The sequence below is a fragment of the Serratia plymuthica genome (assembly GCF_018336935.1).
GTDB classification, from domain to species: Bacteria; Pseudomonadota; Gammaproteobacteria; order Enterobacterales; family Enterobacteriaceae; genus Serratia; species Serratia plymuthica_B.
Map to the genome: position 1 here is coordinate 2,560,022 of NZ_CP068771.1, position 25,713 is coordinate 2,585,734.

The 25,713-nt window shown below is 56.2% G+C and carries 20 protein-coding genes; 12 read left to right on the top strand and 8 right to left on the bottom strand.

The annotated features are described in order from the left end of the window. Positions 1–548 precede the first annotated feature (548 nt). Both ydgH and JK621_RS11850 read left to right on the top strand, forming a co-directional pair. Positions 549–1,499 (top strand): DUF1471 family protein YdgH, encoded by a 951-nt coding sequence (ydgH, locus tag JK621_RS11845; protein WP_212559971.1) that lies wholly within the window; start codon positions 549–551, stop codon positions 1,497–1,499. 244 nt (positions 1,500–1,743) lie between these two features. Further along, positions 1,744–3,135, top strand: coding sequence for an amino acid permease (locus JK621_RS11850; RefSeq protein ID WP_212559972.1), 1,392 nt, complete (start codon positions 1,744–1,746; stop codon positions 3,133–3,135). A gap of 37 nt (positions 3,136–3,172) precedes the next feature. On the opposite strand, the gene JK621_RS11855 is transcribed toward JK621_RS11850, so the two are convergent. Continuing rightward, positions 3,173–3,580 (bottom strand): hypothetical protein, encoded by a 408-nt coding sequence (locus JK621_RS11855; RefSeq protein WP_212559973.1) that lies wholly within the window; start codon positions 3,578–3,580, stop codon positions 3,173–3,175. Positions 3,581–3,710: 130 nt separating this feature from the next. Here JK621_RS11855 and folM point away from each other — a divergent pair, with 130 nt between their 5' ends. The 4 genes from folM (at position 3,711) to JK621_RS11875 (ending at position 8,097) form a co-directional block, all read left to right on the top strand. Beyond that, positions 3,711–4,433 (top strand): dihydromonapterin reductase, encoded by a 723-nt coding sequence (gene folM / locus JK621_RS11860; protein WP_212559974.1) that lies wholly within the window; start codon positions 3,711–3,713, stop codon positions 4,431–4,433. A 73-nt stretch (positions 4,434–4,506) separates the two neighbouring features. Then, positions 4,507–5,232, top strand: a complete 726-nt coding sequence (gene rstA / locus JK621_RS11865) for a two-component system response regulator RstA (protein ID WP_212559975.1) — start codon at positions 4,507–4,509, stop codon at positions 5,230–5,232. Beyond that, positions 5,229–6,533, top strand: a complete 1,305-nt coding sequence (gene rstB / locus JK621_RS11870) for a two-component system sensor histidine kinase RstB (RefSeq protein WP_126528177.1) — start codon at positions 5,229–5,231, stop codon at positions 6,531–6,533. Before rstA ends, rstB begins: the two co-directional genes overlap by 4 nt. A gap of 64 nt (positions 6,534–6,597) precedes the next feature. Beyond that, positions 6,598–8,097: a carboxypeptidase M32 gene (locus JK621_RS11875; RefSeq protein ID WP_212559976.1), complete on the top strand. Its 1,500-nt coding sequence runs from the start codon at positions 6,598–6,600 to the stop codon at positions 8,095–8,097. A 175-nt stretch (positions 8,098–8,272) separates the two neighbouring features. On the opposite strand, the gene JK621_RS11880 is transcribed toward JK621_RS11875, so the two are convergent. Further along, complete coding sequence (locus JK621_RS11880) at positions 8,273–9,178, bottom strand: alpha/beta fold hydrolase (RefSeq protein WP_212559977.1); 906 nt, start codon at positions 9,176–9,178, stop codon at positions 8,273–8,275. A 174-nt stretch (positions 9,179–9,352) separates the two neighbouring features. Between JK621_RS11880 and asr the strand changes: the two genes are divergently transcribed. Together asr and JK621_RS11890 are read left to right on the top strand one after the other, a co-directional pair. Next, positions 9,353–9,643 (top strand): acid resistance repetitive basic protein Asr, encoded by a 291-nt coding sequence (gene asr, locus JK621_RS11885; RefSeq protein WP_212559978.1) that lies wholly within the window; start codon positions 9,353–9,355, stop codon positions 9,641–9,643. Positions 9,644–9,946: 303 nt separating this feature from the next. Continuing rightward, positions 9,947–10,768, top strand: coding sequence for a trypsin-like serine peptidase (locus JK621_RS11890; protein ID WP_212559979.1), 822 nt, complete (start codon positions 9,947–9,949; stop codon positions 10,766–10,768). Positions 10,769–10,800: 32 nt separating this feature from the next. On the opposite strand, the gene hrpA is transcribed toward JK621_RS11890, so the two are convergent. After that, on the bottom strand, positions 10,801–14,688 hold the full coding sequence (gene hrpA, locus JK621_RS11895) for an ATP-dependent RNA helicase HrpA (protein WP_212559980.1): 3,888 nt from the start codon (positions 14,686–14,688) through the stop codon (positions 10,801–10,803). A 269-nt stretch (positions 14,689–14,957) separates the two neighbouring features. Between hrpA and azoR the strand changes: the two genes are divergently transcribed. Then, complete coding sequence (azoR, locus tag JK621_RS11900; RefSeq protein ID WP_004945026.1) at positions 14,958–15,563, top strand: FMN-dependent NADH-azoreductase; 606 nt, start codon at positions 14,958–14,960, stop codon at positions 15,561–15,563. A 119-nt stretch (positions 15,564–15,682) separates the two neighbouring features. On the opposite strand, the gene JK621_RS11905 is transcribed toward azoR, so the two are convergent. Genes JK621_RS11905 through JK621_RS11915 form a run of 3 tightly spaced genes read right to left on the bottom strand, consistent with a single transcriptional unit; the run spans position 15,683 to position 18,826 of the window. After that, positions 15,683–16,006: a YdbL family protein gene (locus JK621_RS11905; protein WP_212559981.1), complete on the bottom strand. Its 324-nt coding sequence runs from the start codon at positions 16,004–16,006 to the stop codon at positions 15,683–15,685. Positions 16,007–16,019: 13 nt separating this feature from the next. Continuing rightward, positions 16,020–16,217, bottom strand: a complete 198-nt coding sequence (locus JK621_RS11910; RefSeq protein ID WP_004945033.1) for a YnbE family lipoprotein — start codon at positions 16,215–16,217, stop codon at positions 16,020–16,022. Further along, positions 16,214–18,826 (bottom strand): YdbH family protein, encoded by a 2,613-nt coding sequence (locus JK621_RS11915; RefSeq protein WP_212559982.1) that lies wholly within the window; start codon positions 18,824–18,826, stop codon positions 16,214–16,216. The genes JK621_RS11910 and JK621_RS11915 overlap by 4 nt, the downstream gene beginning before the upstream one ends. Before the next feature lie 474 nt (positions 18,827–19,300). Here JK621_RS11915 and JK621_RS11920 point away from each other — a divergent pair, with 474 nt between their 5' ends. After that, entirely contained in the window at positions 19,301–20,293 is a 993-nt protein-coding gene (locus tag JK621_RS11920) for a 2-hydroxyacid dehydrogenase (RefSeq protein WP_212559983.1), read from the top strand. Between the two features lie 20 nt (positions 20,294–20,313). Then, positions 20,314–20,742 carry a heat shock protein HslJ gene (gene hslJ, locus JK621_RS11925; RefSeq protein ID WP_212559984.1) on the top strand — a complete coding sequence of 143 codons (429 nt, stop codon included), beginning with the start codon at positions 20,314–20,316 and terminating at the stop codon, positions 20,740–20,742. A 44-nt stretch (positions 20,743–20,786) separates the two neighbouring features. Here the strand turns inward: hslJ and JK621_RS11930 are convergent, their stop codons facing one another. Both JK621_RS11930 and JK621_RS11935 read right to left on the bottom strand, forming a co-directional pair. Then, complete coding sequence (locus JK621_RS11930; protein ID WP_126482975.1) at positions 20,787–21,047, bottom strand: DUF333 domain-containing protein; 261 nt, start codon at positions 21,045–21,047, stop codon at positions 20,787–20,789. A gap of 549 nt (positions 21,048–21,596) precedes the next feature. Then, positions 21,597–21,929: an SMR family transporter gene (locus JK621_RS11935; RefSeq protein ID WP_212559985.1), complete on the bottom strand. Its 333-nt coding sequence runs from the start codon at positions 21,927–21,929 to the stop codon at positions 21,597–21,599. Between the two features lie 248 nt (positions 21,930–22,177). On the opposite strand from JK621_RS11935, the gene nifJ reads away from it, so the two are divergent. Beyond that, positions 22,178–25,711 (top strand): pyruvate:ferredoxin (flavodoxin) oxidoreductase, encoded by a 3,534-nt coding sequence (nifJ, locus tag JK621_RS11940; protein ID WP_212559986.1) that lies wholly within the window; start codon positions 22,178–22,180, stop codon positions 25,709–25,711. Positions 25,712–25,713 lie beyond the last annotated feature (2 nt).

Below are 25,713 nucleotides of genomic sequence, written 5' to 3' on the forward strand. Positions count from 1 at the left end.
CTTCCTACCCATAGCAGTAGCGCCGGCTGACATCTGGGCCCGTCGTCTTTCAGAACTGCGCATTGGTGGCCGCAATCTGAAAGCAGGAGGCATAGTTGTCGGCATCGAATTAAGGCACCGTCTATAACCTACTGAAAATATGATCGATGATCCATAATTGCTTACGCATTCATGCCCGTTTTTACATAAAAACTCAGACAACGACATGACAAATCGCAATTTTAAGTTAAAAAGCCGCGTACAACGCCATTTTTGCTGCAGAATTGTGACGGACACTTGCCTGGGGATATCCGGCCCCGCGTGGCCAGAATGAATGAAAGTTATAAAATTGTGAATAATTAACACTTATGCCATCAAAGACTTTATTATTGAAACTTATGGCGATTACACGGCAAATGACGTAAACAATCCTTCATGGGATTTGTCTCATGCGATGACATAAAATGCTGAGACACTTGTCGAGATTACATGTAATAATCGGCGGCTGAATTACCCATAAACAGTTCAGCACGTTATAAACGTTAATGCGCTTGGCGAAAGGATTTTTTATGAAGCTGAAGAACACGATCATCGCATCAGCCTTGTTATCACTCACTGCGCTGTCTGCTCATGCTGCGCTTGAGTTAACTCCTGAAAAAGCAGCGGCGTTGAAGCCGTTTGATCGCATCACTATTACCGGCCGCTTTAATGCCATCAATGAAGCCGTTGATGCCGTATCCCGCCGTGCAGACAAACTGGGCGCAGACTCCTTCTACATCCAGGACAGCAACAACAGCAACAACGGCGGCAACTGGCGCGTCACCGCGGATCTTTATCATAAAGATGCGCCTGAAGTGAGCAAAGAGCCGAAATACCGCGTGATTAACGGGGTTACCGAGCTGCCGAAGGAACAAGCCTTCCTGCTTGAGCCTTACGATACGGTCAGCGTCAGCGGTTTCTACCGCAGCCAGCCGGATATCAACGAAGCCATCGCCAAAGAAGCGAAAAAGAAAGGCGCAGCCTCGTTCTTTATTGTGCGTCAGATTGATGCCAACCAGGGCGGCAACCAGTTCGTCACTGCCTACATTTACAAAGCCGATGCGCCCAAACGCGTAGTTCAGAGCCCGGATGCCATTCCTGCCGATTCTGAAGCCGGCAAAGCCGCACTGGCTGCCGGTGGCGCAGCCGCCGCCAATGTCGAAATCCCGGGCGTCGCTTCCTCAGGCTCACCAAGCCGTGACGTAGGCCGTTTCTTCGAAACCCAGTCTTCTACCGGCCAACGCTACACCGTCACGCTGCCGGACGGCACCAAAATCCAGGAAGTGAGCAACGTTACCGCCGCGCAGATGGTGCCGTTTGATTCCGTGACCTTCACCGGCCATTTCAACAGCATGACGGACGTTTCCACCGAAGTGGCGAAGCGCGCCGCTGCGAAAGGTGCCAAGTTCTACCACGTGACTCGTCAGTGGCAGAACAAGAGTGGCGGCAACCTGACCGTCAGCGCCGATCTGTTCAAATAAGTTTCACTTCGCGGTTTACTCTCGGGCAGCCATTGAGCTGCCCGTTTTTTTGCCGCTTACAGCCCCCACCGGTTGAATAATTTTTTGTAAATTCCGCATATTCAATCATTGCATCCGTAACGATCCATCCGTAGAATTTGCGCCTGTTTTTAGGGCAATTGCCTATTTGTTCAGTAATTGTCATTACGTTGTTACTGCCAAGCAGTTCCCACACAGTTGTTTATTCTGCGCTCAGGATCCGTCATTGGAAAAAAAACTAGGTCTTACCGCGTTAACCGCATTGGTGCTCAGCTCCATGCTGGGCGCCGGGGTTTTCAGCCTGCCGCAAAACATGGCGCAGGTGGCCAGCCCGGCCGCACTGCTGCTGGGTTGGGCTATCACCGGTGTCGGCATCTTGTTTCTCGCTTTCGCCATGCTGTTGCTCACCCGCCTGCGGCCCGATCTGGACGGCGGGATCTTCACCTATGCAAAAGAAGGTTTTGGCGAGCTGGTGGGCTTCTGTTCCGCCTGGGGATATTGGCTATGTGCGGTGATCGCCAACGTCTCTTATCTGGTGATCGTGTTTGCCGCGCTGAGCTTGTTTACCGATCGCGGCGGCGATGTCATTTTGGGTGACGGCAATACCTGGCAGGCGCTGTTGGCGGAATCGTTGCTGCTGTGGGTCGTGCATGCGCTGGTGCTGCGCGGGGTGCAAACCGCCGCCAGCATCAACCTGGCGGCAACCTTGGCCAAGCTTTTGCCGCTTGGGCTGTTTGCCGTACTGGCGGCTATCGCATTCAAAATGGACGTATTCACCCTGGACTTTCACGGCGTCGCGCTCGGCAAACCGGTGTGGGAACAGGTAAAAAACACCATGCTGATTACCCTGTGGGTGTTTATCGGCGTGGAAGGCGCAGTGGTGGTCTCCGCGCGGGCACGCCATAAAAAAGATGTGGGCCGTGCAACCATGCTGGCGGTGCTCTCCGCGCTGGCGGTTTATCTGCTGGTGACGCTGTTGTCGTTGGGGGTAGTGCCGCGCAGTGAACTGGCCGGAATGCGTAACCCTTCGATGGCAGTGCTGATGGTCGATCTGATTGGCCCCTGGGGGGATGTGATTATCGCCGCCGGCCTGATCGTTTCGGTATGCGGCGCTTATCTGAGCTGGACGATAATGGCCGCTGAAGTGCCGCTGCTGGCTGCCCAGCACGGTGCTTTTCCCAAAATATTCCGCAAGCAGAACAAGAATCACGCGCCTTCGGCTTCGCTATGGCTGACCAATATTGCAGTGCAGTTCGCGCTGGTGGTGATCTGGCTGACCGGCAGCAACTATAATTCGCTGCTGACCATCGCCTCGGAAATGATTTTGGTGCCTTACTTCCTGGTTGGCGCCTTCTTGTTCAAGGTTGCGCTGCGCCGCCAGGACAAACGGTTGATGTTCGCCGCCACCGGCGCTTGTCTGTATGGCATTTGGCTGCTGTACGCTTCAGGGTTGATGCATCTGTTGATGTCGGTGCTGCTGTATGCACCGGGGTTGCTGGTGTTTATCTATGCCAGACGCGGACATGAAGATGTCAAACTGCTGAATCAGCTGGAGAAAAGTAGCATTTTGCTGTTACTGGTGGCTACGGTACCGGCCGGCTGGTTTATGTTGCAGTAGTGAAGAGCGGCCGGGTGGGATCACCCGGTCAATTCCCTTAGGATGCGCGCAGGGTAATGGTCATGCGTTCCTCTACCTGAGAGATGATAACCCCCTCGACGCACTCTTGCTGAATGGCCGCCAACTGTTGTTGGTCCAGCGCATACGGCAGTTTAATGTCGAACACTGCCAGCCCCTGCTGCTGCGCCAGATCGATCAGGCGCACGATATTGGTTTCATCGCTGACCTGGGTGGATACCACCTGCAGCGCCAGTTCCTTCAACTGCTCTTTCCGCGTTTGCGAAGCGCAAGCCTGAGATTTCAATACCATGCCAAAAAATGGCATCACACCATAAATTGCATCAACAAAGCGCCAGTGCTTCTTGCACGATGCGGACAGAAAATCCATGTAATCAAAGCAGATTTTCTCACTGCGCGCGACGGATGCAAGGTGACTGCTGTTCATCCCTTCCTTCCTCTCATTGCCAGTGTATTACATCCTGAAATGGATAATCGATGCGAAGCTTTAACGAATTTCCGACGTATAATGGCATAATTCCCCTATTGTTTGCCAGTCTGTCCAGGAGCTTTAATCAATGGAACATCACAACTCAGCGCCAGTGCTGATCACGGGCGGCGCACGCCGGATTGGGCTGGCGCTGGCCAGGTCTTTCTTGCAACGCGACATCCCCGTTATCATTGCCTACCGTAGCGACTACCCGGCGCTGAAAGAGCTGAAAAGACTGGGGGCAACTTGCATTCAGGGCGATTTTTCGACTCATGAAGGCATTTACCGCTTTGCCGAACGTGTTCGCCAGGCCGCGCCGAAACTGCGTGCAGTGATCCACAACGCCAGCGCCTGGCAGGCTGAGTCTGCGGAGGTGCCGCCGGAGCAGGTTATGGCGGCGATGCTGCAAATCCACGTTTACACCCCCTATCTGTTGAATCAGTTACTGGAACCCTGCCTGCTTGGCCAGGGACAGGCAGGCGCCGATATTATCCACCTGACCGATTATGTGGTGGAAAAAGGCAGCGACAAGCATATCGCTTACGCTGCCAGCAAGGCCGCGCTCGACAACATGACCCGCTCTTTCGCCCGTAAACTGGCGCCGGAGGTCAAGGTCAACGCCATCGCGCCGGCGTTGATTATTTTCAATCCGGGCGATGATGAGCCTTATCGTCAACAAGCGTTGGCAAAGTCGTTGATGAAAATCGCTCCGGGTGAAAGCGAAGTGGTCAACCTGGTCAATTATTTGCTGGACAGCCGTTATGTCACCGGCCGCACCCATGGTGTAGACGGTGGGCGGCCCCTGCGCTAGAAAAAGATGTGCATGGCGTATCGCTGAGCCCCGCGTTATGCTGAACTCCGTTATTCTTATAAAACCGCTGAATATGCATAAAATTGTTTTTGTGGAAGACGATCCGGAAGTCGGCAAGCTGATTGCCGCCTATTTGGGCAAACACGATATAGAAGTGCTGATTGAGCCGCGTGGCGACAGCGCGCAAGCTCGCATTGAGCAAGAATTGCCGGACCTGGTGCTGCTCGACATTATGCTGCCCGGAAAAGACGGCATGACGCTGTGCCGCGATTTGCGCCCAACCTTTCCTGGGCCGATCGTATTGCTCACCTCACTCGACAGCGATATGAACCATATCCTTTCATTGGAAATGGGTGCCAACGATTACATTCTGAAAACCACGCCGCCGGCGGTTTTACTGGCGCGCCTGCGTTTACACCTGCGCCAGCATGGCAATCACCCCAAGGAAGAGTCAACGCAACCGATCACCCAGCACAACGCGCTGCACTTCGGGTTGTTATGCATCGATCCGGTCAACCGCCAGGTGACGCTGGGCGAAGAGATGATCACCCTTTCCACCTCGGATTTCGATCTGCTGTGGGAGTTGGCTACCCACGCCGGGCAGATTATGGACCGCGAGGCGCTGCTGCAAAACTTGCGCGGCGTGAGCTACGACGGCCTTGATCGAAGCATCGACGTGGCGATTTCCCGCCTGCGCCGCAAACTGTACGACAATGCGCTGGAGCCCTTCCGCGTCAAAACCGTGCGCAATAAAGGTTATCTGTTCGCCCCAAATGCCTGGGAGTTCGTGCAGCAATGAGAAAGCTTTTTGTGCAGTTCTTCCTGCTGCTGTTCGTCTGTTTTCTGGTGATGGCGATGTTGGTGGGCCTGGTGTACAAGGTGACGGCCGAACGCGCCGGCCGCCAGTCAATGGACGACCTGATGAAAAGCTCGCTGTACCTGATGCGCAGCGAGCTGCGGGAAATTCCATTGAAGGACTGGAACAAGACCATCGCAACGCTGGACTTGAACCTGTCGTTTAAGCTGCACATCGAGCCGCTCGGCAAACAGGATCTGAGTGAAGATCTGAAAAGACGGCTGCGCCTCGGTGAAATTATCGCTCTCGACGATCAATACACCTTTATGCAGCGCATTCCACGCAGTCATTATGTGTTGGTGGTCGGCCCCATTCCTTATCTGTTCTATTTGCATCAGATGCGGCTGCTGGATCTGGCGCTGCTGGTGTTTATCGGCATGTCGCTGGCGTTGCCGGTATTTTTATGGATGCGCCCGCACTGGCAGGATTTGCTCAAGCTGGAGAATGCCGCTCAGCGCCTTGGTGCCGGGCATCTGGATGAGCGCACCCATTTCGATCCGACCTCCAGCCTGAACCGTCTGGGGGTGGCATTCAACCAAATGGCGGACAACGTCAATACCCTGATTGCCAGTAAAAAGCAGCTGATAGACGGTATCGCCCATGAATTGCGTACTCCTCTGGTGCGGCTGCGCTACCGGCTGGCAATGAGCGATAACCTTTCCGATAGCGAACAACAGGCGCTAAACCGCGATATCGGTCAGTTGGAATCGCTGATAGACGAACTGCTGACTTACGCGCGGCTGGATCGTCCGCAGGTGGCGCTGAACATAGAGCCGCTCGATCTGCCCAAGTGGCTGGAAGATAAAGTAGAGGATATGCGCCTGATCCACCCCGAACGCGAAATCCAGTTGGACATTCCGCATGTCGGGGATTTTGGCGGCGTCGATTTACGGCTGATGGAGCGGGTGCTGGATAATCTGGTGAACAATGCCTTGCGCTACAGCGAACAGCGGCTGCGTGTTGGCCTGTGGTTTGACGGCGACGGAGCCTGCCTGCAGGTAGAAGACGACGGCCCCGGCATTCCGCCGGAAGAGCGCGAACGCGTGTTCGAACCTTTCGTGCGTCTCGATCCCAGCCGCGATCGCGCCACCGGCGGCTGTGGGCTGGGTCTGGCGATTGTTCATTCTATCGCCGTCGCTTATCAGGGCCAGGTTTATGTAGACGCCAGCTCACTCGGCGGAGCCAGCTTCCGTTTCTGCTGGCCAGTGAAACCCACTTTCAATTTAAAAGCAGACCCGGTGTAACCTCCATCAGCTCAAGTGACGAAACGATCTGGTTATCCGGCTCACAATAACAGGAAGACAAACCATGACATCTGCACATTCGCCTTCATCCGCCTACCACGAACTGCGCGCCATTTTCACCCGGCTGTCGCGCTTCGGCCACCTTTCCGCCATTGCCGGCTGGGATATGCAGACCATGATGCCGCCGGGCGGAAACAAAGCGCGCTCGGAAGCCTTGGCCGAACTGAGCGTGCTGCAACACCAGATTTTAACGGCGGAAAAAACCGGCCATCTGTTTGAACGTGCGCAGCAGGAAACGCTCGATGGCTTTGATCAGGCCAATTTGCTGGAAATGCGCCGCCAATACGACAACGCCGTACTGGTGCCGGAATCGCTGGTTGAAGCCAAATCGCTGGCCGGTGCGCGTTGCGAACACGCGTGGCGCTCCCAACGTCCCGCCAACGACTGGGAAGGATTTTCGGAAAACCTGCGTGAAGTGGTCAAACTGACCCGTCAGGAAGCACAGATCCGTGCTGAAGCGGCAGGTTCCAACCGGTACGACGCCCTGCTCAACCTGTATGAACCAGGCATGCGCGGCAGCGATATCGACCGTATTTTTGGCGACCTGAAAACCTGGCTGCCCGACCTGCTGCAAAAAGTGGTAGCCAAACAGGCTCAGGAGCCTTGCCTCGTTCCCGAGGGCCCGTTCAAGGTCGATGCCCAGCGCCAACTGGGTTTGAGCGTGATGAAACTGCTCGGTTTCAACTTCGATGGCGGCCGTGTCGACGTCAGCGCTCACCCATTCTGCGGCGGCGTGCCGGAAGATGTGCGTATCACCACCCGCTACAACGAGAAAGAATTTCATACCGCATTGCTCGGCATTATCCACGAAACCGGCCATGCGCGTTACGAGCAGAACCTGCCGCGCGACTGGCTGGGCCAACCTGTGGCGCAGGCGCGTTCTACCGCGATCCACGAATCGCAAAGCCTGCTGTTTGAAATGCAGTTGGCGCGTGGCAGCGATTTCCTGAAAATTCTGCGCCCGTTGATTATCAAGCAGTTCGGTGAACAGCCGGCACTGGAAGAAAGCAACTTCATCCGCCTGAATCAACGCGTCAAACCAGGTCTGATCCGCGTGGATGCGGACGAAGTGAGTTACCCGGCGCATGTGATTCTGCGCTATGAAATAGAGAAAGCCCTGGTCGAAGGCAATATCGAAGTGGAAGACATCCCTGCGCTGTGGAACGAAAAAATGCGCGATTATCTCGGCCTGGACACCGTCGGTAACTACCGCAACGGCTGTATGCAGGATATTCATTGGACCGACGGCGCTTTCGGCTATTTCCCGACTTACACGCTCGGCGCGATGTATGCCGCGCAACTGTTCCACAGCGTACGTGAAGCTCTGCCCTCGCTGAGCAGCGACATCGCCGAAGGTAACCTGAACCCGCTGTTCCACTGGCTGAAACAGAATATCTGGCATCACGGCAGCCGCTTCTCTACCGATGCGCTGATCGCCAACGCGACCGGCGAAGCGTTAAACCCGCGTTATTTCCGTCAGCATCTGGAAAATCGCTACCTGTAACGTCCCCCAGGCACGGGTATGCCCGTGCCTTTCTCTCCTGCCAGGCCGAGGCTCCTCCATAAAGCACTTCCTTCACTGACGACACCTTTGTCGCAGAGTACCGGTTGGTTACTCCCTCTATGTATGTTGTAACTAAAACTAGCCGAGAGACCAGCGTAGCGCTACGGTGACCGGGCTACTGCGCCGCGTGCGCACTGATCATCGCGACCAATTGCGGGCGCAACTGAGGTGGCAAATCGTGGCCCATCTTCGGGATGACCTGCAGTTGCGAATGGGCGATCGCTCTGGCGACGGCAACGCCACCGGCTTTACGCACCAAGCGATCGGCATTGCCGTGGATCACCAACGTCGGTGCCGTGATCCGGCGGCTGTAACGCCGCAAATCGCCACTGCCGAGTAACGCGGATAATTGACGTTGCAGTCCTTCGGCATCCATCCCCCGCTTTAATAACCGCCTTACCAGCGTATCAAGCTCCGCTTCCTCTACCGGATAAGCCGGGCTGCCCAGTGCGCGCAACCCCTCTTTCAAAGACTGGCATTGCTGTTGCGGCGTCGCATTTGCCGGCGGGCGGCGCAGCAGCAGTTTCAGCAATGAAGGTGCCGGCGGCGGCAATAACGGTTGGTTGGTGCTGGAAAACAAAATGGTCAGCGACTTTACCCGCTGCGGGTATTCCGCCGCCAGCACCTGGGCAATCATGCCACCCATTGAGGCCCCCAGCACGTGAGCCTGAGCTATTTGCAGGTGATCCAGCAAATGCACCGCGTCGTTCGCCATGTCTTCGAACGAATACGGCACCCGGGTTTGCCAGCCCAGCTGAGCGCGCAATATCAATAGCCACAAGGGCTGCGACCTTGTGCCCTGCGTCTTGCCGGACAGGCCGACATCGCGATTATCGAAGCGAATCACCCGAAAGCCTTTGTCCACCAACGCGCTGCAAAAATCGTCCGGCCACAGCAGCATCTGCGCGCCAATGCCCATAATCAACAGCAGCGGTGGATGAGCGATATTGCCCCAGTCTTCATAAGCTATCGGAACCTCACCCTGTTCGGTGAGCCCGCGACGGATCGCGATATCATTCATTTACCGTTCCTTTTTGCGTTATGGCGCGCCGCGGCAGGCTACCCCCCGCAGCTTGTACATTAGGTTACACGCCGAAACCAATCACTCACGGAAAGCGTTCCGCCATTTGCCTACTATCTTAACACCGGCCCCGCAGTGGGCTTGATACATGACGAGTAATTTGAGGATTCTTTGATGAAAAAAGTATTAGCTCTGGTTGTTGCCGCTGCAATGGGTCTGTCTTCTGTTGCCTTCGCTGCTGACGCTGCCACCACTACCGCACCTGCGGCGACGGCTACCACCACTACTGCTGCTGCCCCGGCTAAAACCACTCACGTGAAAAAACATCACGCGAAGAAAGCGGCAGTTCAGAAAGCGCAGGCGGCTAAAAAGCATCACAAAGCCACCGCTAAAAAAGCCCCGGCTCAGAAAGCCCAGGCAGCAAAAAAACACCACAAAAAAACCAGCCATAAAAAAGCTGCGTAACAGCAATCTGATGTGAGGTTCCCCTCACCAGACCAGAATTGATCTGTCCAACACCCGGTTCGCCGGGTGTTTTTTCATCGGGGGTTCTCATCAATGCTGCGCCGCTACTTATTTGAAATCATTCTGATCGCCCTGATCCTGTGCGGGTTGATCGCCACCTTCTTTTATTTGTAGCCGCTGATCCCCCTCGGGTTATAAATTATCGAAAAATCAATCACTGCCCATCCACACAATAGCTAAATCAGTCTATAGTTAGCATTCCGTGTGTTTATGGATGATTCGTATTTGCCAGGCAAGAGATCTATGCGCATAACCGTTTTGCTGTTGCTGTGCTCATTCCCGCTCGCACTCTCCCTCTCAGCGCGGGCCGACAGCCCATCCGACGCGTCGACGGCTGAGCAAACCCGCTTATTTTTTGGTAAGGATGAACGGATAAAGGTCACACAAACCGAGGAGTGGCCCTGGCAGGCGATTGGCCAGGTGGAAACCGCCAGCGGCAACTTGTGCACCGCCACACTGATTTCCCCTCATCTGGCGCTTACCGCCGGCCATTGTGTACTGGCGCCGCCAGGCCAATTGGATAAGGCCATCGCCCTGCGCTTTGTTGCCGGCAATAAGAGCTGGAAATACCAGATCGACAATATCGAAACGCTGGTCGACCGCAAGTTGGGGAAAAAACTCAAGCCTGACGGCGAAGGCTGGATTGTACCACCGGCTGCCGCAGCCTATGACTTTGCGCTGATCCGCCTGAAGGATAAAAAACCGCTGCCGATTAAACCTCTGCCGCTGTGGCAAGGCGACGGCAAAGCGCTAACGCTGGCGATGAAACAGGCCAAACGGCTGATTACCCAAGCCGGTTACCCGGAAGACCACCTGGACGATCTCTACAGCCACCAGAACTGTAAAGTGACGGGTTGGGCGCAGCAGGGCGTGTTGTCGCACCAGTGCGATACCCTGCCCGGAGACAGCGGTTCGCCGTTACTGCTGAAAACCACCGACGGCTGGTCGTTGATCGCCATTCAAAGCTCCGCGCCGACGGCCCAAGACCGCTACCGTGCCGATAACCGCGCGTTGGCAGTGACCGGCATTCGCGATGCGCTGGACGCGCTGGCTGCGGGTAAATAACGACAGGGGTCAGCATGCTGACCCCTGTTCGTTTACGCTGAAAGCTGCTCGATAGTTTGCATGATGCGTTTGTCCGAAATCGGATAAGGCGTACCGAGTTGCTGAGCGAACAGGCTGACGCGCAGTTCTTCTATCATCCAGCGTACTTCTTTCACTTCGTCATCCTGCCGGCGTTTCGGCGGCAGCTTGTTCAGCCACTGTTGCCACGCCTGCTGCACCTGATCCACCCGCAGCATCTGCGCGCGGTCGCGGTGCGGATCGATCGCCAGCTTCTCCAGCCGGCGTTCAATCGCCTGCAAATAACGCAGCGTATCCGGCAGGCGCTTCCAGCCGTTGTTGGTGACGAACCCGCGATAAATCAGGCCACCGAGCTGGGTTTTGATATCCGACAACGCCAGCGCCAGCGACATGTCCACCCGGCCCTTCAGCCGCTTGTTGATATTGAATACCGTGGTCAGGATCTGCTCGACCTGCCTGGCCACCCCCACCACCGTTTCATTCAACTCGCCGCGCACCAACTCCTGCAGGCGCGCGAAGTTATCTTCCTGCCATACCGGCCCGCCATGTTCGGCAATCAGCTTGTCGATACCGCACGAGATGCAGTCGTCGATCAAATCCAACACCTTGCCATAAGGGTTAAAATACAGCCCCAGCTTGGCTTTGTTGGGCAGTTTTTCATGCAGATACTTGATCGGTGAAGGAATGTTCAGCAACAGCAGGCGGCGCGTGCCCTGCCACATCGCCTGTTGCTGCTCTTGCTCGCTGTCGAACAGACGGATCGCCACGCTGTCTTTTTCATCCACCAGCGCCGGGTAGGCTTTCATCGAGTAGCCGCCGCGTTTCTGCTCATAAAACTCCGGCAGTTTGCCGAAGCTCCAGATATGCAGATTGCTTTGTTCCAACCCATCATCCGCCACCGCCGACAGCGTCTCCTGCACTTTATCCTTCAGTTGCAGCTTGAGCGCCGTCAGATCTTTGCCTTCGAGCAAGGTTTTATGATTTTCACCCACCACCCGGAACGTCATTTTAAGATGATCGGGCACCTGATCCCAGTGCCAGTCATCTCGTGACACCGTCACGCCAGTCATGCGCCGCAACTCCCGCTCCAGCGAATCCAACAGCGGCAGCTCCAGCGCGGTGACCCGCCCGAGGAAAGCCTCGGCGTAGTTCGGCGCCGGGACAAAGTTACGGCGAACCGGCTTCGGCAGCGACTTGATCAGCGCAATCACCAGCTCACGGCGAATGCCCGGGATTTGCCATTCAAAGCCCTGATCTTCAATCTGGTTGAGAATAGGCAGAGGAATGTGCACCGTCACGCCATCGGCGTCGGTGCCCGGCTCAAACTGGTAAGTCAAGCGCAGCTTGAGATTGCCCTGGTGCCAGGCATTCGGGTAGTCCAGCGCGCTGATTTTGTTGGCGCCGTCCTTGATCAGCATCTCTTTTTCAAAGCTGAGCAGATCCGGCTTTTGTTTACCGGCGGTTTTCCACCAGTTATCAAAATGACGCCCGGACACCACATCGCTCGGTATCCGCTGGTCGTAGAAACTGAACAGGGTTTCGTCATCCACCAAAATGTCGCGGCGACGCGATTTATGTTCCAGCTCTTCCACTTCGGCGCATAGCTTCAGGTTGGCGCTGAAGAAGGCATGCCGCGTCTGCCAGTCGCCTTCCACCAACGCATGGCGGATAAACAGCTCACGGCACAGCAGCGGATCAATAGTGCTGTAATTGACTGGCCGTGCAGCGACAATCGGCAACCCAAACAGCGTCACTTTTTCATTGGCCATCACCGCGCCCTGGGATTTCGACCAGTGCGGCTCGCTGTAACTGCGTTTCACCAGGTGCTGGGCCAGCGGCTCAATCCACTCAGGTTCGATGCGTGCGGCGATGCGGCCCCACAGGCGGCTGGTTTCCACCAGTTCGGCCACCATCGTCCACTTCGGCGGCTTCTTGAACAGGCCGGAGCCGGGGAAGATCGAGAACCGGGCGTTGCGGGCGCCGGTGAATTCCTGCTTGTCGGCATCCTTCTGGCCGATATGCGACAACAGCCCGGTGAGCAACGCGGTATGCACGCTGCGGTAATCGGAAGGCTCTCTGTTGACCGGCAGCCCCAGCTCTTTCACCACCTGGCGCAATTGGGTGTAGATATCCTGCCATTCGCGCACCCGCAGATAGTTAAGGAAATCATTGCGGCACAGCCGACGGAACTGGCTGGAGGAGTGCTCTTTCTGCTGCTCTTTCAGGTAGTCCCACAGATTGACGTAGGCCAGGAAGTCCGAGTCTTTGTCGGCGAAACGGCGGTGTTTCTCGTCCGACGCCTGCTGTTTGTCCATCGGCCGCTCTCGCGGATCCTGGATCGACAACGCGGCAGTGATGATCATCACCTCACGTACGCTGCCGCTCTTTTGCGCTTCCAGCACCATGCGCGCCAGGCGCGGATCGATAGGCAACTGCGCCAGTTGGCGGCCCTGCGGGGTGAGCTGATAATGGCCGTTTTCAGCCGTTTTAATCGCACCGAGTTCTTCCAACAGGCGCACGCCGTCCAGAATATTGCGCTTGTCCGGCGCTTCGACAAACGGGAATGCGGCGATATCGCCGAGCCCGAGCGACGTCATCTGCAAGATAACCGACGCCAGGTTGGTGCGCAGGATCTCCGGATCGGTAAACGCCGGCCGCGACAGGAAATCCTGTTCGGAGTACAAACGGATACAGATACCGTCCGACACGCGGCCACAACGGCCTTTACGCTGGTTGGCGGAAGCCTGGGACACCGGCTCGATCGGCAGGCGCTGGACCTTGGTGCGGAAACTGTAGCGGCTGATGCGCGCGGTACCCGGATCGATGACGTACTTGATGCCCGGCACCGTCAGCGAGGTTTCCGCCACGTTGGTCGCCAGCACAATGCGGCGGCCGTGATGCGACTGGAACACCCGGTTTTGTTCGCTGTTCGATAGCCGCGCATAAAGCGGCAATACTTCGGTATGCGGCAAATCAAGACGGTTCAACGCGTCGGCGGTATCGCGAATCTCACGCTCGCCGCTCATAAAGATCAGGATATCCCCAGGCCCTTCGCGGCCGAGTTCATCCACCGCGTCGAAAATCGCCTGCAGTTGATCGCGATCGGTATCGTCGGCGTCGTCCACCACCGGGCGATAGCGTACCTCGACCGGATAAGTACGACCGGAAACTTCGATAATCGGCGCGTTATTGAAATGGCGCGAAAACCGCTGAGGATCGATGGTCGCCGATGTGATGATGACTTTCAGATCGGGGCGCTTCGGCAACAGTTCACGCAGATAACCGAGGATAAAGTCGATGTTCAGGCTGCGTTCGTGCGCCTCATCGATAATCAGCGTGTCGTATTGCATCAACAGCCGATCCTGCTGGATTTCCGCCAGCAGAATACCGTCGGTCATCAGCTTGACCAGCGTATTTTCACCGACCTGATCGTTAAAGCGCACCTTATAACCGACGCTGCCGCCGAGCGGCGTTTCCAGTTCATCGGCAATGCGGTTTGCTACGGTGCGTGCCGCCAGGCGCCGTGGCTGGGTATGGCCGATCAGCCCCTTCACCCCACGCCCGAGTTCCAGGCAGATCTTCGGCAACTGGGTGGTTTTCCCCGAACCGGTTTCACCGGCGACGATCACCACCTGATGGTCACGGATCGCATTCAGGATATCCTGCTTTTTCTGGCTGACCGGCAGGTTTTCCGGATAGGTGATTTTCGGGCAAGAGGCAGCGCGCGCCTGCACTTTCTGCAACGCCGCCGCAATGTCACTTTCTACTTCAGCGGCGACCGCCAACTGAGCATCGGGATTTTTGATTTTTCGTGCGCCCTGCAACCGACGTTGCAGGCGTTGTTGATCACGGAGCATCAGTTCGCCCAGTTGGGCAGAGGATGCCGCGAGCGGAGATTTCACGTTCGGTATTCCTTGTCTCATCGCTGCCGTATCAAGCTTTAGCAACGGTTTAATGATGTATTGGCACTTTTTCATCTTTAGCCGCTCAGAGTAGCACAAGCCGCTTTTTCCCCATAATGCCGCTGTTCAAGAGGCATCGGGTCATTCAATAAAATCGAACAAAGAACTCGAAATATTGCGCTATCACTGCTGGAAGAATGTGAATAAAGTGTACCCCATGCAAGGGACGCTTTGTCCTGATGTCACTGTCATAACGTAAGGAATTACCGATGAGCAAAGTATTGGTTCTCAAATCAAGCATCCTGGCGGGCTATTCTCAGTCTAATCAACTGGCGGATTTCTTCGTGGAGCAGTGGGCCAACACCCACGGCAACGACACCATTACCGTCCGCGATCTGGCCGCACAGCCAATCCCGGTGCTCGACGGCGAACTGGTTGGCGCGCTGCGCCCTTCCGATACGCCACTGACCCCACGTCAGCAAGAAGCGCTGGCGCTGTCAGACGAACTGATTGCCGAGCTGCAAGCCAATGACACCATCGTTATGGCGGCGCCGATGTATAACTTCAACATCCCGACCCAGCTGAAAAACTATTTCGACCTGATTGCCCGCGCCGGCGTGACCTTCCGTTACACCGAAAACGGTCCGGAAGGCCTGGTGAAGGGCAAACGCGCCATCATTCTGACCAGCCGCGGCGGCATTCATAAAGGCACGCCAACCGATCTGGTTGAACCTTACCTGCGTCTGTTCCTGGGCTTCATCGGCATCACCGACGTTGAGTTCGTGTTCGCCGAAGGCATCGCCTACGGCCCGGACGTTGCAACCAAAGCGCAGGCCGATGCCAAAGCCGTGCTGGCGCAGGTTGTCGCCGCCTGATGCGTCGCAGGGGCAATATGCCCCTGCCGAATCATACCGATCTTCGTTAATGCCTATTGCACTGCCCTCAAAATAATTCCAAAGCTTTATCGCGATTGCGCGCCAAACGGCGCGCTTTTTTATTTCTTCAACCACTGACCGTTAATGCCGCGCACATACTCCCCCGCGGGCGCACGCGTCACCAGCTTCTGCCCGGCCATGCGCGCCACTTCATCGATGGCGATATGGTTGCCGTCCGCCACTTCCTGATATTTTACGGTACGCCCGGCGTTAATGTTTTTCACCAGCGTCAGGGTTTCGGTGTCCTGTTTGACCGGCGCAATATAGCCGCTAAGCGTCTCGCCCACGCGGCCCTGCTGTTTGGCTTCATCAAGCGTCAGTGCCATCGCCATATCGCTGAATAACCAGGCTGCCCCCAGCAAGGCTAAATAACGTTTTTTCATTTTTGTTTGGCTCCTAGAACAGACCGCTTTGGGTTTTCAGCAGATTATCGACGTCCTTATCCACCTTGATATGAATTTCATGTTCGATCTTCACGTTCATATTGATGGTAATCGGGTCTTTGGGCGTCGCGACCTCAATGCGCGGCACGCAGCCGCTCAGTAAAGAAGTGCCCAACACGGCTACCAGCAAGGGTCCGCTGATGATTTTCATGGTTGTTCCCCAGGTTTTGAGAGGGCCTGCTCAAGCCACTCCTGTAAATTGTCGCCAAAGCGCAAACTGCGCCATAGCTGAAACACGTTCTCCTGATGGGTGTAATTCAGGATAACCTCACGTTTGGCGCTTTTCTGCGGATTTACCCCGTCAATGCGCGCTTTTAGCGTCAGCTCGCCCAGATTATCGAGATCGACACTGGCCTGCGAACGGTTGATCTCCATGTAGCGCAGCCAGTCTATCGCCGCGCCGGTCGCCAGATTATTGCTGCCGATAGCGTCCGCCATGTCTTTGTCCAGCCGCAGCGTCAGCGTGCCGGCATTGGCGATCCATCCATTGCGCACCAGCCATTTGGGGTGATTGAGATACAAAGGCAGCTCGCCATCGACCTTGCCGGACATGGCAAATTGTTTTGGCTTCAACGCGGTAAACAGCGCGCTGAGATCCACCTTGTCCAGCTTCAGCACCGCAGCATCATGTTGCGGCATTCGCAACGCCGACAGGCTGACATGCCCATTCAGCGCATCCATGCCGACATTGCTCAGCGTTAACGGCGCCGGTTCGCTGTAGGGATAAAAGCCCTGAAGATCGGCGGTGATATTCTGCATTTCGAACAGGTTGCTGAATGATTTGATCCGTAACGTTACCGGCCGTTTGGCACCCAATTGCCACGAGTGATTTTTGAATCGGTAGGACATGACAAAATCCAGACCGCTCATCTCCCCGTCCTTCAGCCACATGCCGCCATTGTTCACGACCCAGTGACCACCGGCTTCAAAGCCCTGCACGCGGGCGGCCGAAAAGGCCGATTGAGCGTAGAACGTACCATCGCGCAGCGTGATATTGAGATCCGGCGAGATCAGCGGTTGGAATACTTTCAGCGATTGTTTCGGCCACCAGCCTTCACCCCGCAGCCGTTCGCCGTCCCAGCGGCCATGCAACGCGATTGGCCCAATCTGTTCCGCCTGCAATTTGCCCTGCCACTGGAAGCTGTCCGGCGTAGTGCCTTTAAGCTGTAGCGCCAACACCGGCGCGGGTAAATGGCCACCGTCCGTGAAACTGACCTTGCCGGCAACCAGTTGAACATCGGCATTGAACGCCGGGTTCTGCTCACCACGCTGCCAGTGCAGTGGCTGGCCAAGGCTGAGACGCGGCGCATCCACCGTCACCAGGCCGTATTTCAGCTTGTCGAAGCCGGTGGAAAGACGGTCGAGAACAATCGTCGTATCCTGCCAACTGCCGCTGCCGGCAACGTCCCAGGCCGCCTGCAACGGCGGTAACCGACCATTACCCCAATAGCGCCATTGCCAGTTGCCGTGATCCGGCCAAAAATCCTGTGCTTTACCGTCCAGATGCAGCTTAAAACGGCCCCAGTAGCTGTCGCTGGCGTTGATGATGGCTTGCAGGCGGCCGGTAATGCCGGCGGCGGTAACCCTGACGCCGGCCAGCGGCAGGCGCGCCTCTTCCAGCTTCATTTCCGGCGTGGCGTTGCCCCACAAACGCAGCAAGGATCCAGGCTGCAAGACCAGCGTCGGATTAAGGATAGTGCCACTGAGAATGCCGGGAATAGAGGCGGTCATGGAAAAATCGGCCAGATTCGCCTGGCCGGTCAGTTGGAAGCGCAGATCGCTGTCGATCAATCCGACCTTGCCCGGCCCCAGCGTCAACACCGCATTGCCTTTACCATTGTGGCCGGCGGTAATCACATTCAAACGCGCGCTGATTTGGGTTTCATCCAACCCCTTGCTCCAGTCGTGCAGCGCTACGCTCAGCCCGCCGTTAAGCGGCTGCCGGCTGTAGGGCCAACGCCACTCGCCTTGATTGATGCTGACCTGCTGCGGGGTGATTTCCCAGGGTAACGTCACCAGCGGTTTTTCGTCGCCCTTTTCCGTCAGCGTCAACACGCCTTGCTGCTGTTGCCAGCGCATATCGAGCAGCAGCGGTTTTTCCAGATAGCCGGTTTGCATCTCGCCCTGCAACGCCCCCTGCGCAGGCATGCTGTCCAAATCCAGCGGAATGGCAATCTTGCCGGTCAAATGCAGCGGTTGCGGGCTGTTGGGCGGAGTAAGCGTCAGGCTGTTCAGCGTCAGTTGCTGGTGCTCGTCCAACACGGCTTCGGCGCTGAGGTTTTTCCCCTGATACTGCAGGCGTTGGCCCTCAGCAGAGGCGTGCAATTGCAGTTTGCCGGCGTAGTGTTGCCACGGGATCACCGTGAAATCATTGATGGTGACATCCAGCAGCGGCAATTGTTTTTGCACTTTATCGAGCGCCAGAGGAGCGCTGTTGGCATCGCCGGCGGGCAATTTTGATAAACAGGCGCTATCAATGCTGAGTTTGTCGCTGCTCAGTTGCCAGCGCCCCTGCCGATAAGCCAACCGGGTCGGCCCCACGGCGGCCAGCAAACAATCCTGCGCGGTAAATCGGGCGCCATCCAGTTGCAAGGCACCCTGCTGCCACCGCAGTTTGCCCTGTAAAACCAACTGACTGCCCTGCGGCAGCCAATGGGCGAGCACGCGCGGCAGCCAGCGCGGCAGAGTTTGCCACAGCGCCAACAGCAGGATCACAATACCTACCACAATCCCTATGAATACTTTCAATCGCTTAGTCATTAAATGATTGCTTCATTCCTGAGTTAGGCATTAATTGCACGAACCGAACGCCGTGTAGCGTAAGTCTATGCCTGAATTGGCAATAATGATGGCACGAATTTGACATAGGGTGAAGTCGATAGCGCAAGCAACGCCTGTTCAGACGGCTTTCCAGTCATCGATGCTGGCCCTGTAGGTTTTAGTTACATATTCACAATGTGAATAATATGTGTTTCAGACTTTTGTTATTGTGATTGCGTTTGTTCATTAATAGTCTTGCAAGCATTCTAACAAAAGTCAGCCACGAGCTTACTGTACTAGAGAAGCCATTCCCCACCCCCCGTGGGGATTTTTTTCCACACTCCCCGCGCCCTTAGGCTACTCTTGAACCTGCCCTCTACAAAGCGTTTTACCCATGCCGAAGATAAGCTAACCAATTGTAGAATTTACTAAAATCTGTTAAATTCGTCACAAAATCACGCGGGAGAAACCACGATGAAATTGGCGATATACAGCACCAAACAGTATGACCGTAAATATCTCGAACTGGTGAATCAACAGTTTGGCTATGAGCTGGAGTTCTTCGACTTTCTGCTCAGCAAGAAAACCGCCAAAACTGCCGCCGGTTGCAAAGCGGTATGCATTTTCGTCAATGACGACGGCAGCCGTGAAGTGCTTGAAGAACTGGCGGCGCTGGGGGTTGAAATCCTGGCCCTGCGCTGCGCCGGTTTCAACAATGTGGACCTGGACGCCGCCAAAGAGTTGGGCATCAAAGTGGTACGCGTGCCGGCTTATTCGCCGGAGGCCGTGGCGGAACACGCCGTAGGGATGATGATGTGCCTTAACCGCCGCATCCACCGCGCCTACCAACGCACCCGCGACGCCAACTTCTCGCTCGAGGGGCTGATCGGTTTCAACATGCATAATCGCACCGCCGGGGTGATTGGCACCGGTAAGATTGGCGTGGCAGCCATGCGTATCCTGAAAGGGTTCGGCATGAAACTGTTGGCTTACGATCCCTACCCAAGCGAGCAAGCGCTGGAGTTGGGCGCAGAATATGTTGATCTGAAAACGCTGTACGCGCAATCAGACGTGATCACCCTGCACTGCCCGCTGACGCCGGAAAACCATCACCTGCTGAATACCGATGCTTTTGCGATGATGAAGGACGGTGTCATGATCATCAACACCAGCCGCGGTGGCCTGATTGACTCCTCGGCGGCGATTGAGGCGCTGAAACAACAAAAAATCGGCGCGCTGGGGATGGACGTGTATGAGAATGAGCGCGATCTGTTCTTCGAAGACAAATCCAATGACGTGATTCAGGATGACGTATTCCGCCGTCTGTCAGCCTGCCACAACGTGTTGTTCACCGGTCACCAGGCTTTCCTGACTGAAGAGGCGCTGACCAGCATCTCGGAAACCACGCTGAAAAACGTCAACCAGTTGGATCGCGGGGAAAATTGCCCTAATCAGCTTAACGCCTGATTTTTCAGTGAGGGAAACGCATGAAAAAGTGCCTGCCGATGGCGTTAGCAGCGCTGTTATTAACGGGGTGTGGAATGAATCAGAGCGATAAAGCGATCACGGAAGGCGACCTGTTACATCACAATTTCGTGCTGCAAAGCGTGGACGGCGTTGCGGTGAAGCCGCAGCCCGGTAACGCCCCAGGCATTGAGTTCGGTGAGAAAATGCATGTTTCCGGCGCGATGTGCAACCGTTTCTTCGGCAGCGGTCAGTTGCAAAACGGCGTGCTGACGGTGAAAAACCTGGCCTCAACGCGGATGCTGTGCGCCGATGCGCAACGCAATCAGTGGGATCAGACCCTCAGCGCCGTGCTGGAAAAAGGCGCAAAAGTCAGCCTCAACGCTCAGCAGTTAACGCTGAGCGGCGGCGACCATGTCCTGGTATATACTCTGCGAGACTGGGTGCAGTGATCCCTGTTTACCAGGCTGCTCAAGCGGCCTGGTTTTCTTTCGCCTTAACCGGCGGTTGAGCAAGCCCCTTTACCCAGGGTCCACTCCTCACACTGTTTACCGTTCGGCATCTGGCACATTCTTACCGCTTCGCCGTTTAAATTATGAGCCACGGTAGTGACGCCGCCAACGCTGGCGCAGTTGGCGCTGGTCTGTAACGTATTGATTCTTGCGCTGTTGCCCTGCTGAATTGGTTCTTCATTCTTGCTGCTGCATGCGGCCAAAAGCAGTACGGCGCCGGCAAGCAGCCACGTTGATTTTTGCATTATTCTCACTCCTGAACCCGGAACTGCGCTGTGTAAAATCGCCATTGCTGATAACTCGCGTCACTTTAATGCGGACACGTTCAGTTATCTTTGATGCAAACCTGTTTAATTTAGCCTGATAAATTAATTATGGAAATATATTCCTGCGATTATTTGGCGTTTATTTGAACAGAATCGACATTATTATCGTTACAGGATTTCTTTTCCTCTGATACCTGTCGGGCGTCACAGGTCGGCGACGTAGCCTGGATTGCCGGCAAAGGAGTCTCACTCGCGAAGGGCGGCGACCGGCAGATTCGACATGTTGCCGGCACGTGAAGTCGTGTCGGGGGTCTTGGGCGGCTGCGCAATTATTGGCTTCCGGCGCGGGAGATATTGCGAACTTTGCTGTTGCGGGTTAATACATTTGTGACATTCAGGTTGCCGCTTCATTAGCCTCAACTGAAATGATCGGGGCGGAGCAATCTTTTATTTTCCGTTAATGACTTATTACATATTCAGCCAGCGTCACTGAATGTCACGCCGGCTATTTTCACATTAAAATAACAATCAATGCACCGCCGCTTTCGACAATAAATTAATCACCAGTACGCCGACAATAATTAACCCCATGCCGATCACCGCCGGTAGATCCAGCTTTTGCTGATAGACAAATACCGCGGCTATCGACACCAGAACAATGCCCATACCCGACCAGATAGCATAGACAATCCCCAGCGGCATGGTTTTCACCACCATCGACAGCCCCCAGAAAGCCACGGCATAGCCCACGACAACCACCAGCGACGGCCACAATCGGGTAAAACCTTCCGAGGCTTTCAGCATAGTGGTAGCCAGCACTTCAGCAACAATCGCCATGGTCAAATAGATAAATCCGTTCATCGTCTTTTCTTCTGTAAGTGAACATCTTCACCAGTATGGCGCGTCGCGAATAAATTGTCGTTAAACAACCCGGTTAATTCTCCGTTTAAAAACAATTTTTATCGAAAATATTACTTGCGCGCGCTTCCTGCTGATTTTTCACCCGCCACACAAACGCGATAAAGAGCCAATATATCCCTCTGCTAGACTTTGTTAATTACTGCGAGAAGCCACTTTTGCAGCTTTTTGAGCAATGAAAGGTAAAGCCGATGATTACTACAGATGGTAATAATGCAGTCGCTTCCGTCGCTTATCGCGCCAGCGAAGTGATTGCCATCTACCCGATCACCCCCAGTTCAACCATGGCGGAACAGGCGGATGCCTGGTCCGGCGACGGCCGCCCAAACATCTGGGGAGACGTGCCGCGCGTGATGGAAATGCAGTCGGAAGGCGGAGCCATCGCCACGGTGCACGGGGCGCTGCAAACCGGCGCGCTGTCGACCTCGTTCACCTCATCGCAGGGCCTGCTGCTGATGATCCCGACGCTGTACAAACTGGCCGGTGAATTGACGCCGTTTGTGTTGCACGTCGCCGCGCGCACCGTAGCGACCCATGCCTTGTCGATCTTCGGCGACCATTCCGACGTTATGGCCGTACGCCAGACCGGTTGCGCTATGCTGTGCGCCAGTAGCGTCCAGGAAGCGCAGGATTTCGCGCTGATTTCCCAAACGGCGTCCCTCAACAGTCGCCTGCCGTTTATTCATTTTTTCGATGGTTTCCGCACCTCGCACGAAATCAACAAAATCGTGCCGTTAAGCGACGATACCCTGCGTCAGATGCTGCCGCAGGAGGCGATTGACGCCCACCGCAGCCGCGCTTTGTCACCGGACCACCCGGTGGTGCGCGGTACTTCCGCCAATCCGGATACCTATTTCCAGTCGCGTGAAGCCACGAATCCCTGGTACGACAGCGCCTGCCGGCATGTGATTGATGCGATGGATAAATTTGCGCAGATCACCGGACGGGCATATCAACCCTTTGAATATTACGGCCACCCGCAGGCCGAGCGTGTAGCGATCCTGATGGGTTCCGCTATCGGCACCTGTGAAGAGGCGATTGACGCCCTGTTAACGCGTGGCGAAAAGGTCGGCGTATTAAAAGTACGGTTGTTCAGGCCCTTCTCCGCCAGGCACCTGCTTAGCGTGTTGCCGGAAAGCGCCAGGAAAATTGCCGTACTGGACCGCACCAAAGAGCCGGGCGCGCTGGCTGAGCCGCTGTACCTGGATGTGATGACCGCGCTGGCCGAGGCTTTCAGCCGTGGCGAACGCGCGGACATGCCGGTGGTGATCGGCGGTCGTTACGGTTTGTCTTCGAAGGAGTTCGGGCCGGACTGCGCGTTGGCGGTATTCAACGAACTGCAACTTGCCAGACCGCGCCCGCGCTTTACCGTCGGCATTTACGACGATGTGACCGGCCTTTCCCTGCCGCTCAGCGAAGAAAGCCTGCCGTCGCGCGCATCGCTGGAGGCGTTGTTCTACGGCCTGGGCAGCGACGGCTCCGTCTCCGCCACCAAGAACAACATCAAAATCATCGGCAACAGCACGCCGATGTACGCGCAAGGGTATTTTGTCTACGACTCGAAAAAGGCCGGCGGCCTGACGGTTTCTCACCTGCGCGTCAGCGAACGGCCGATCAATTCGGCCTATCTGATCAGCCGCGCCGACTTTGTCGGTTGCCATCAACTGCAGTTTATCGATACCTACCAAATGGCGGAGCGTCTGAAGCCCGGCGGCATCTTCCTGCTTAATACGCCATACGGCGCCGAAGAGGCGTGGTCACGGCTGCCGCAAGAGGTTCAGGCGGTGCTGCAACAGCGCCAGGCGCGTTTCTATATTATCAACGCGGCAAAGCTGGCGCGCGAGTGCCAACTCGGAGCGCGCATCAATACCGTTATGCAGATGGCGTTTTTCCAACTGACGCAAATTCTGCCGGGCGAGGTGGCTCTACAGCAACTGCGGGATGCTATCGCCCGCAGCTACAGCAGCAAAGGCCAGGAGATCGTCGAACGCAACTGGCAGGCGCTGGATGCCACGCTGGATGCGCTGATTGAGATCCCGCTGCAAGCGATCGACGGCAGCAGCCCGCTGCGCCCGCCGGTAGTCTCGGATGCCGCCCCCGATTTCGTCAAAACCGTTACCGCCGCGATGCTGGCCGGGCTGGGCGATGCGCTGCCGGTCTCGGCCTTCCCGCCGGACGGCACCTGGCCGGTGGGCACCACCCAATGGGAAAAACGCAATATCGCCGAGACGATCCCGCTCTGGCAGCCGGATCTCTGCACCCAGTGCAATCACTGCGTCGCCGCCTGCCCGCACTCGGCCATCCGCGCCAAGGTGGTGCAACCGCAGGCAATGGAGCACGCCCCCGCCAGCTTGCAGTCGCTGGATGTCAAAGCGCGTGATATGCGCGGGCAGAAGTATGTGCTGCAAGTCGCACCGGAAGATTGCACCGGCTGTAACCTGTGCGTAGAGGTGTGTCCGGCCAAAGATCGCCAGAACCCGGACATCAAGGCGATCAACATGGCTTCGCGCCTCGAGAATCTTGAGGTGGAAAAGCAGCATTACGATTTCTTCCTGCAGTTGCCGGAGATTGACCCCGCGCAGCTAGAACGCATCGACATCCGCACTTCGCAGTTGATCTCGCCGCTGTTCGAATACTCCGGCGCCTGTTCCGGCTGTGGCGAAACACCCTACATCAAGCTACTGACCCAGCTCTATGGCGATCGGCTGCTGATTGCCAACGCCACCGGCTGTTCATCCATTTACGGCGGCAATCTGCCGACCACGCCTTACACCACCAACGCCGAAGGCCGCGGCCCGGCGTGGGCCAACTCGCTGTTCGAAGATAACGCCGAATTTGGTCTGGGCTTCAGGTTGACGGTCGATCAGCACCGTAGCCGCGTGCTGCGGTTGCTGAATACGCTGGCGCCGCAACTGCCTGAGCCCTTGGTCAAGGCGTTGCAGATGGTCGAGGTCGCACCGGAACCGCGCCGCCGACAGATCGCTGAATTGCGCGGCTTGCTGACGAAAATCGAGGGTAACGACGCCCGCCAACTGGCGACCGACGCCGATTATCTGGTGGATAAATCCATCTGGCTGATTGGCGGCGACGGCTGGGCCTACGATATCGGTTTTGGCGGATTGGACCACGTCCTCAGCCTGACCGAGAACGTCAACGTGCTGGTGCTGGATACCCAGTGTTACTCCAACACCGGCGGCCAACAGTCGAAAGCCACGCCGCTCGGGGCGGTAACCAAGTTCGGCGAGCACGGCAAACGCAAGGCACGCAAGGATCTGGGCGTCAGCATGATGATGTACGGCCATGTGTATGTGGCGCAGATTTCCCTGGGCGCGCAGCTTAACCAGACGGTGAAGGCCATTCAGGAAGCGGAGGCCTATCCTGGCCCGTCACTGATTATCGCCTACAGCCCCTGCGAGGAGCACGGTTACGATTTGGCGCTCAGCCACGATCAAATGAAACAGCTGACCGCCACCGGTTTCTGGCCGCTGTACCGTTTCGATCCGCGCCGCGCCGATCAGGGCAAACCCGCTCTGGCGCTGGATTCTCGGCCGCCAAACAGCGAGCTGACCGAAACCCTGCTGAAAGAACAGCGCTTCCGCCGCCTGAACTCGCAGCAGCCGGAGGTCGCCAGTGCGCTTTACCAGGCCGCCGAGAAAGAGCTGAAAGAGAAGTACGATTTCCTCAGTATGTTGGCCGGCAAGACGGAACAATCGTCCGCCGAGTAAGT

Coding starts and splice junctions, on each gene's coding strand:
- azoR (WP_004945026.1), top strand. CDS start 14,958: ATGAGCAAAGTATTGGTTCTCAAATCAAGCATCCTGGCGGGCTATTCT.
- rstA (WP_212559975.1), top strand. CDS start 4,507: ATGCATAAAATTGTTTTTGTGGAAGACGATCCGGAAGTCGGCAAGCTG.
- ydgH (WP_212559971.1), top strand. CDS start 549: ATGAAGCTGAAGAACACGATCATCGCATCAGCCTTGTTATCACTCACT.
- JK621_RS11855 (WP_212559973.1), bottom strand. CDS start 3,580: ATGAACAGCAGTCACCTTGCATCCGTCGCGCGCAGTGAGAAAATCTGC.
- JK621_RS11910 (WP_004945033.1), bottom strand. CDS start 16,217: ATGAAAATCATCAGCGGACCCTTGCTGGTAGCCGTGTTGGGCACTTCT.
- rstB (WP_126528177.1), top strand. CDS start 5,229: ATGAGAAAGCTTTTTGTGCAGTTCTTCCTGCTGCTGTTCGTCTGTTTT.
- JK621_RS11880 (WP_212559977.1), bottom strand. CDS start 9,178: ATGAATGATATCGCGATCCGTCGCGGGCTCACCGAACAGGGTGAGGTT.
- JK621_RS11920 (WP_212559983.1), top strand. CDS start 19,301: ATGAAATTGGCGATATACAGCACCAAACAGTATGACCGTAAATATCTC.
- asr (WP_212559978.1), top strand. CDS start 9,353: ATGAAAAAAGTATTAGCTCTGGTTGTTGCCGCTGCAATGGGTCTGTCT.
- nifJ (WP_212559986.1), top strand. CDS start 22,178: ATGATTACTACAGATGGTAATAATGCAGTCGCTTCCGTCGCTTATCGC.
- JK621_RS11875 (WP_212559976.1), top strand. CDS start 6,598: ATGACATCTGCACATTCGCCTTCATCCGCCTACCACGAACTGCGCGCC.
- hslJ (WP_212559984.1), top strand. CDS start 20,314: ATGAAAAAGTGCCTGCCGATGGCGTTAGCAGCGCTGTTATTAACGGGG.
- JK621_RS11905 (WP_212559981.1), bottom strand. CDS start 16,006: ATGAAAAAACGTTATTTAGCCTTGCTGGGGGCAGCCTGGTTATTCAGC.
- JK621_RS11890 (WP_212559979.1), top strand. CDS start 9,947: ATGCGCATAACCGTTTTGCTGTTGCTGTGCTCATTCCCGCTCGCACTC.
- JK621_RS11935 (WP_212559985.1), bottom strand. CDS start 21,929: ATGAACGGATTTATCTATTTGACCATGGCGATTGTTGCTGAAGTGCTG.
- folM (WP_212559974.1), top strand. CDS start 3,711: ATGGAACATCACAACTCAGCGCCAGTGCTGATCACGGGCGGCGCACGC.
- JK621_RS11930 (WP_126482975.1), bottom strand. CDS start 21,047: ATGCAAAAATCAACGTGGCTGCTTGCCGGCGCCGTACTGCTTTTGGCC.
- JK621_RS11915 (WP_212559982.1), bottom strand. CDS start 18,826: ATGACTAAGCGATTGAAAGTATTCATAGGGATTGTGGTAGGTATTGTG.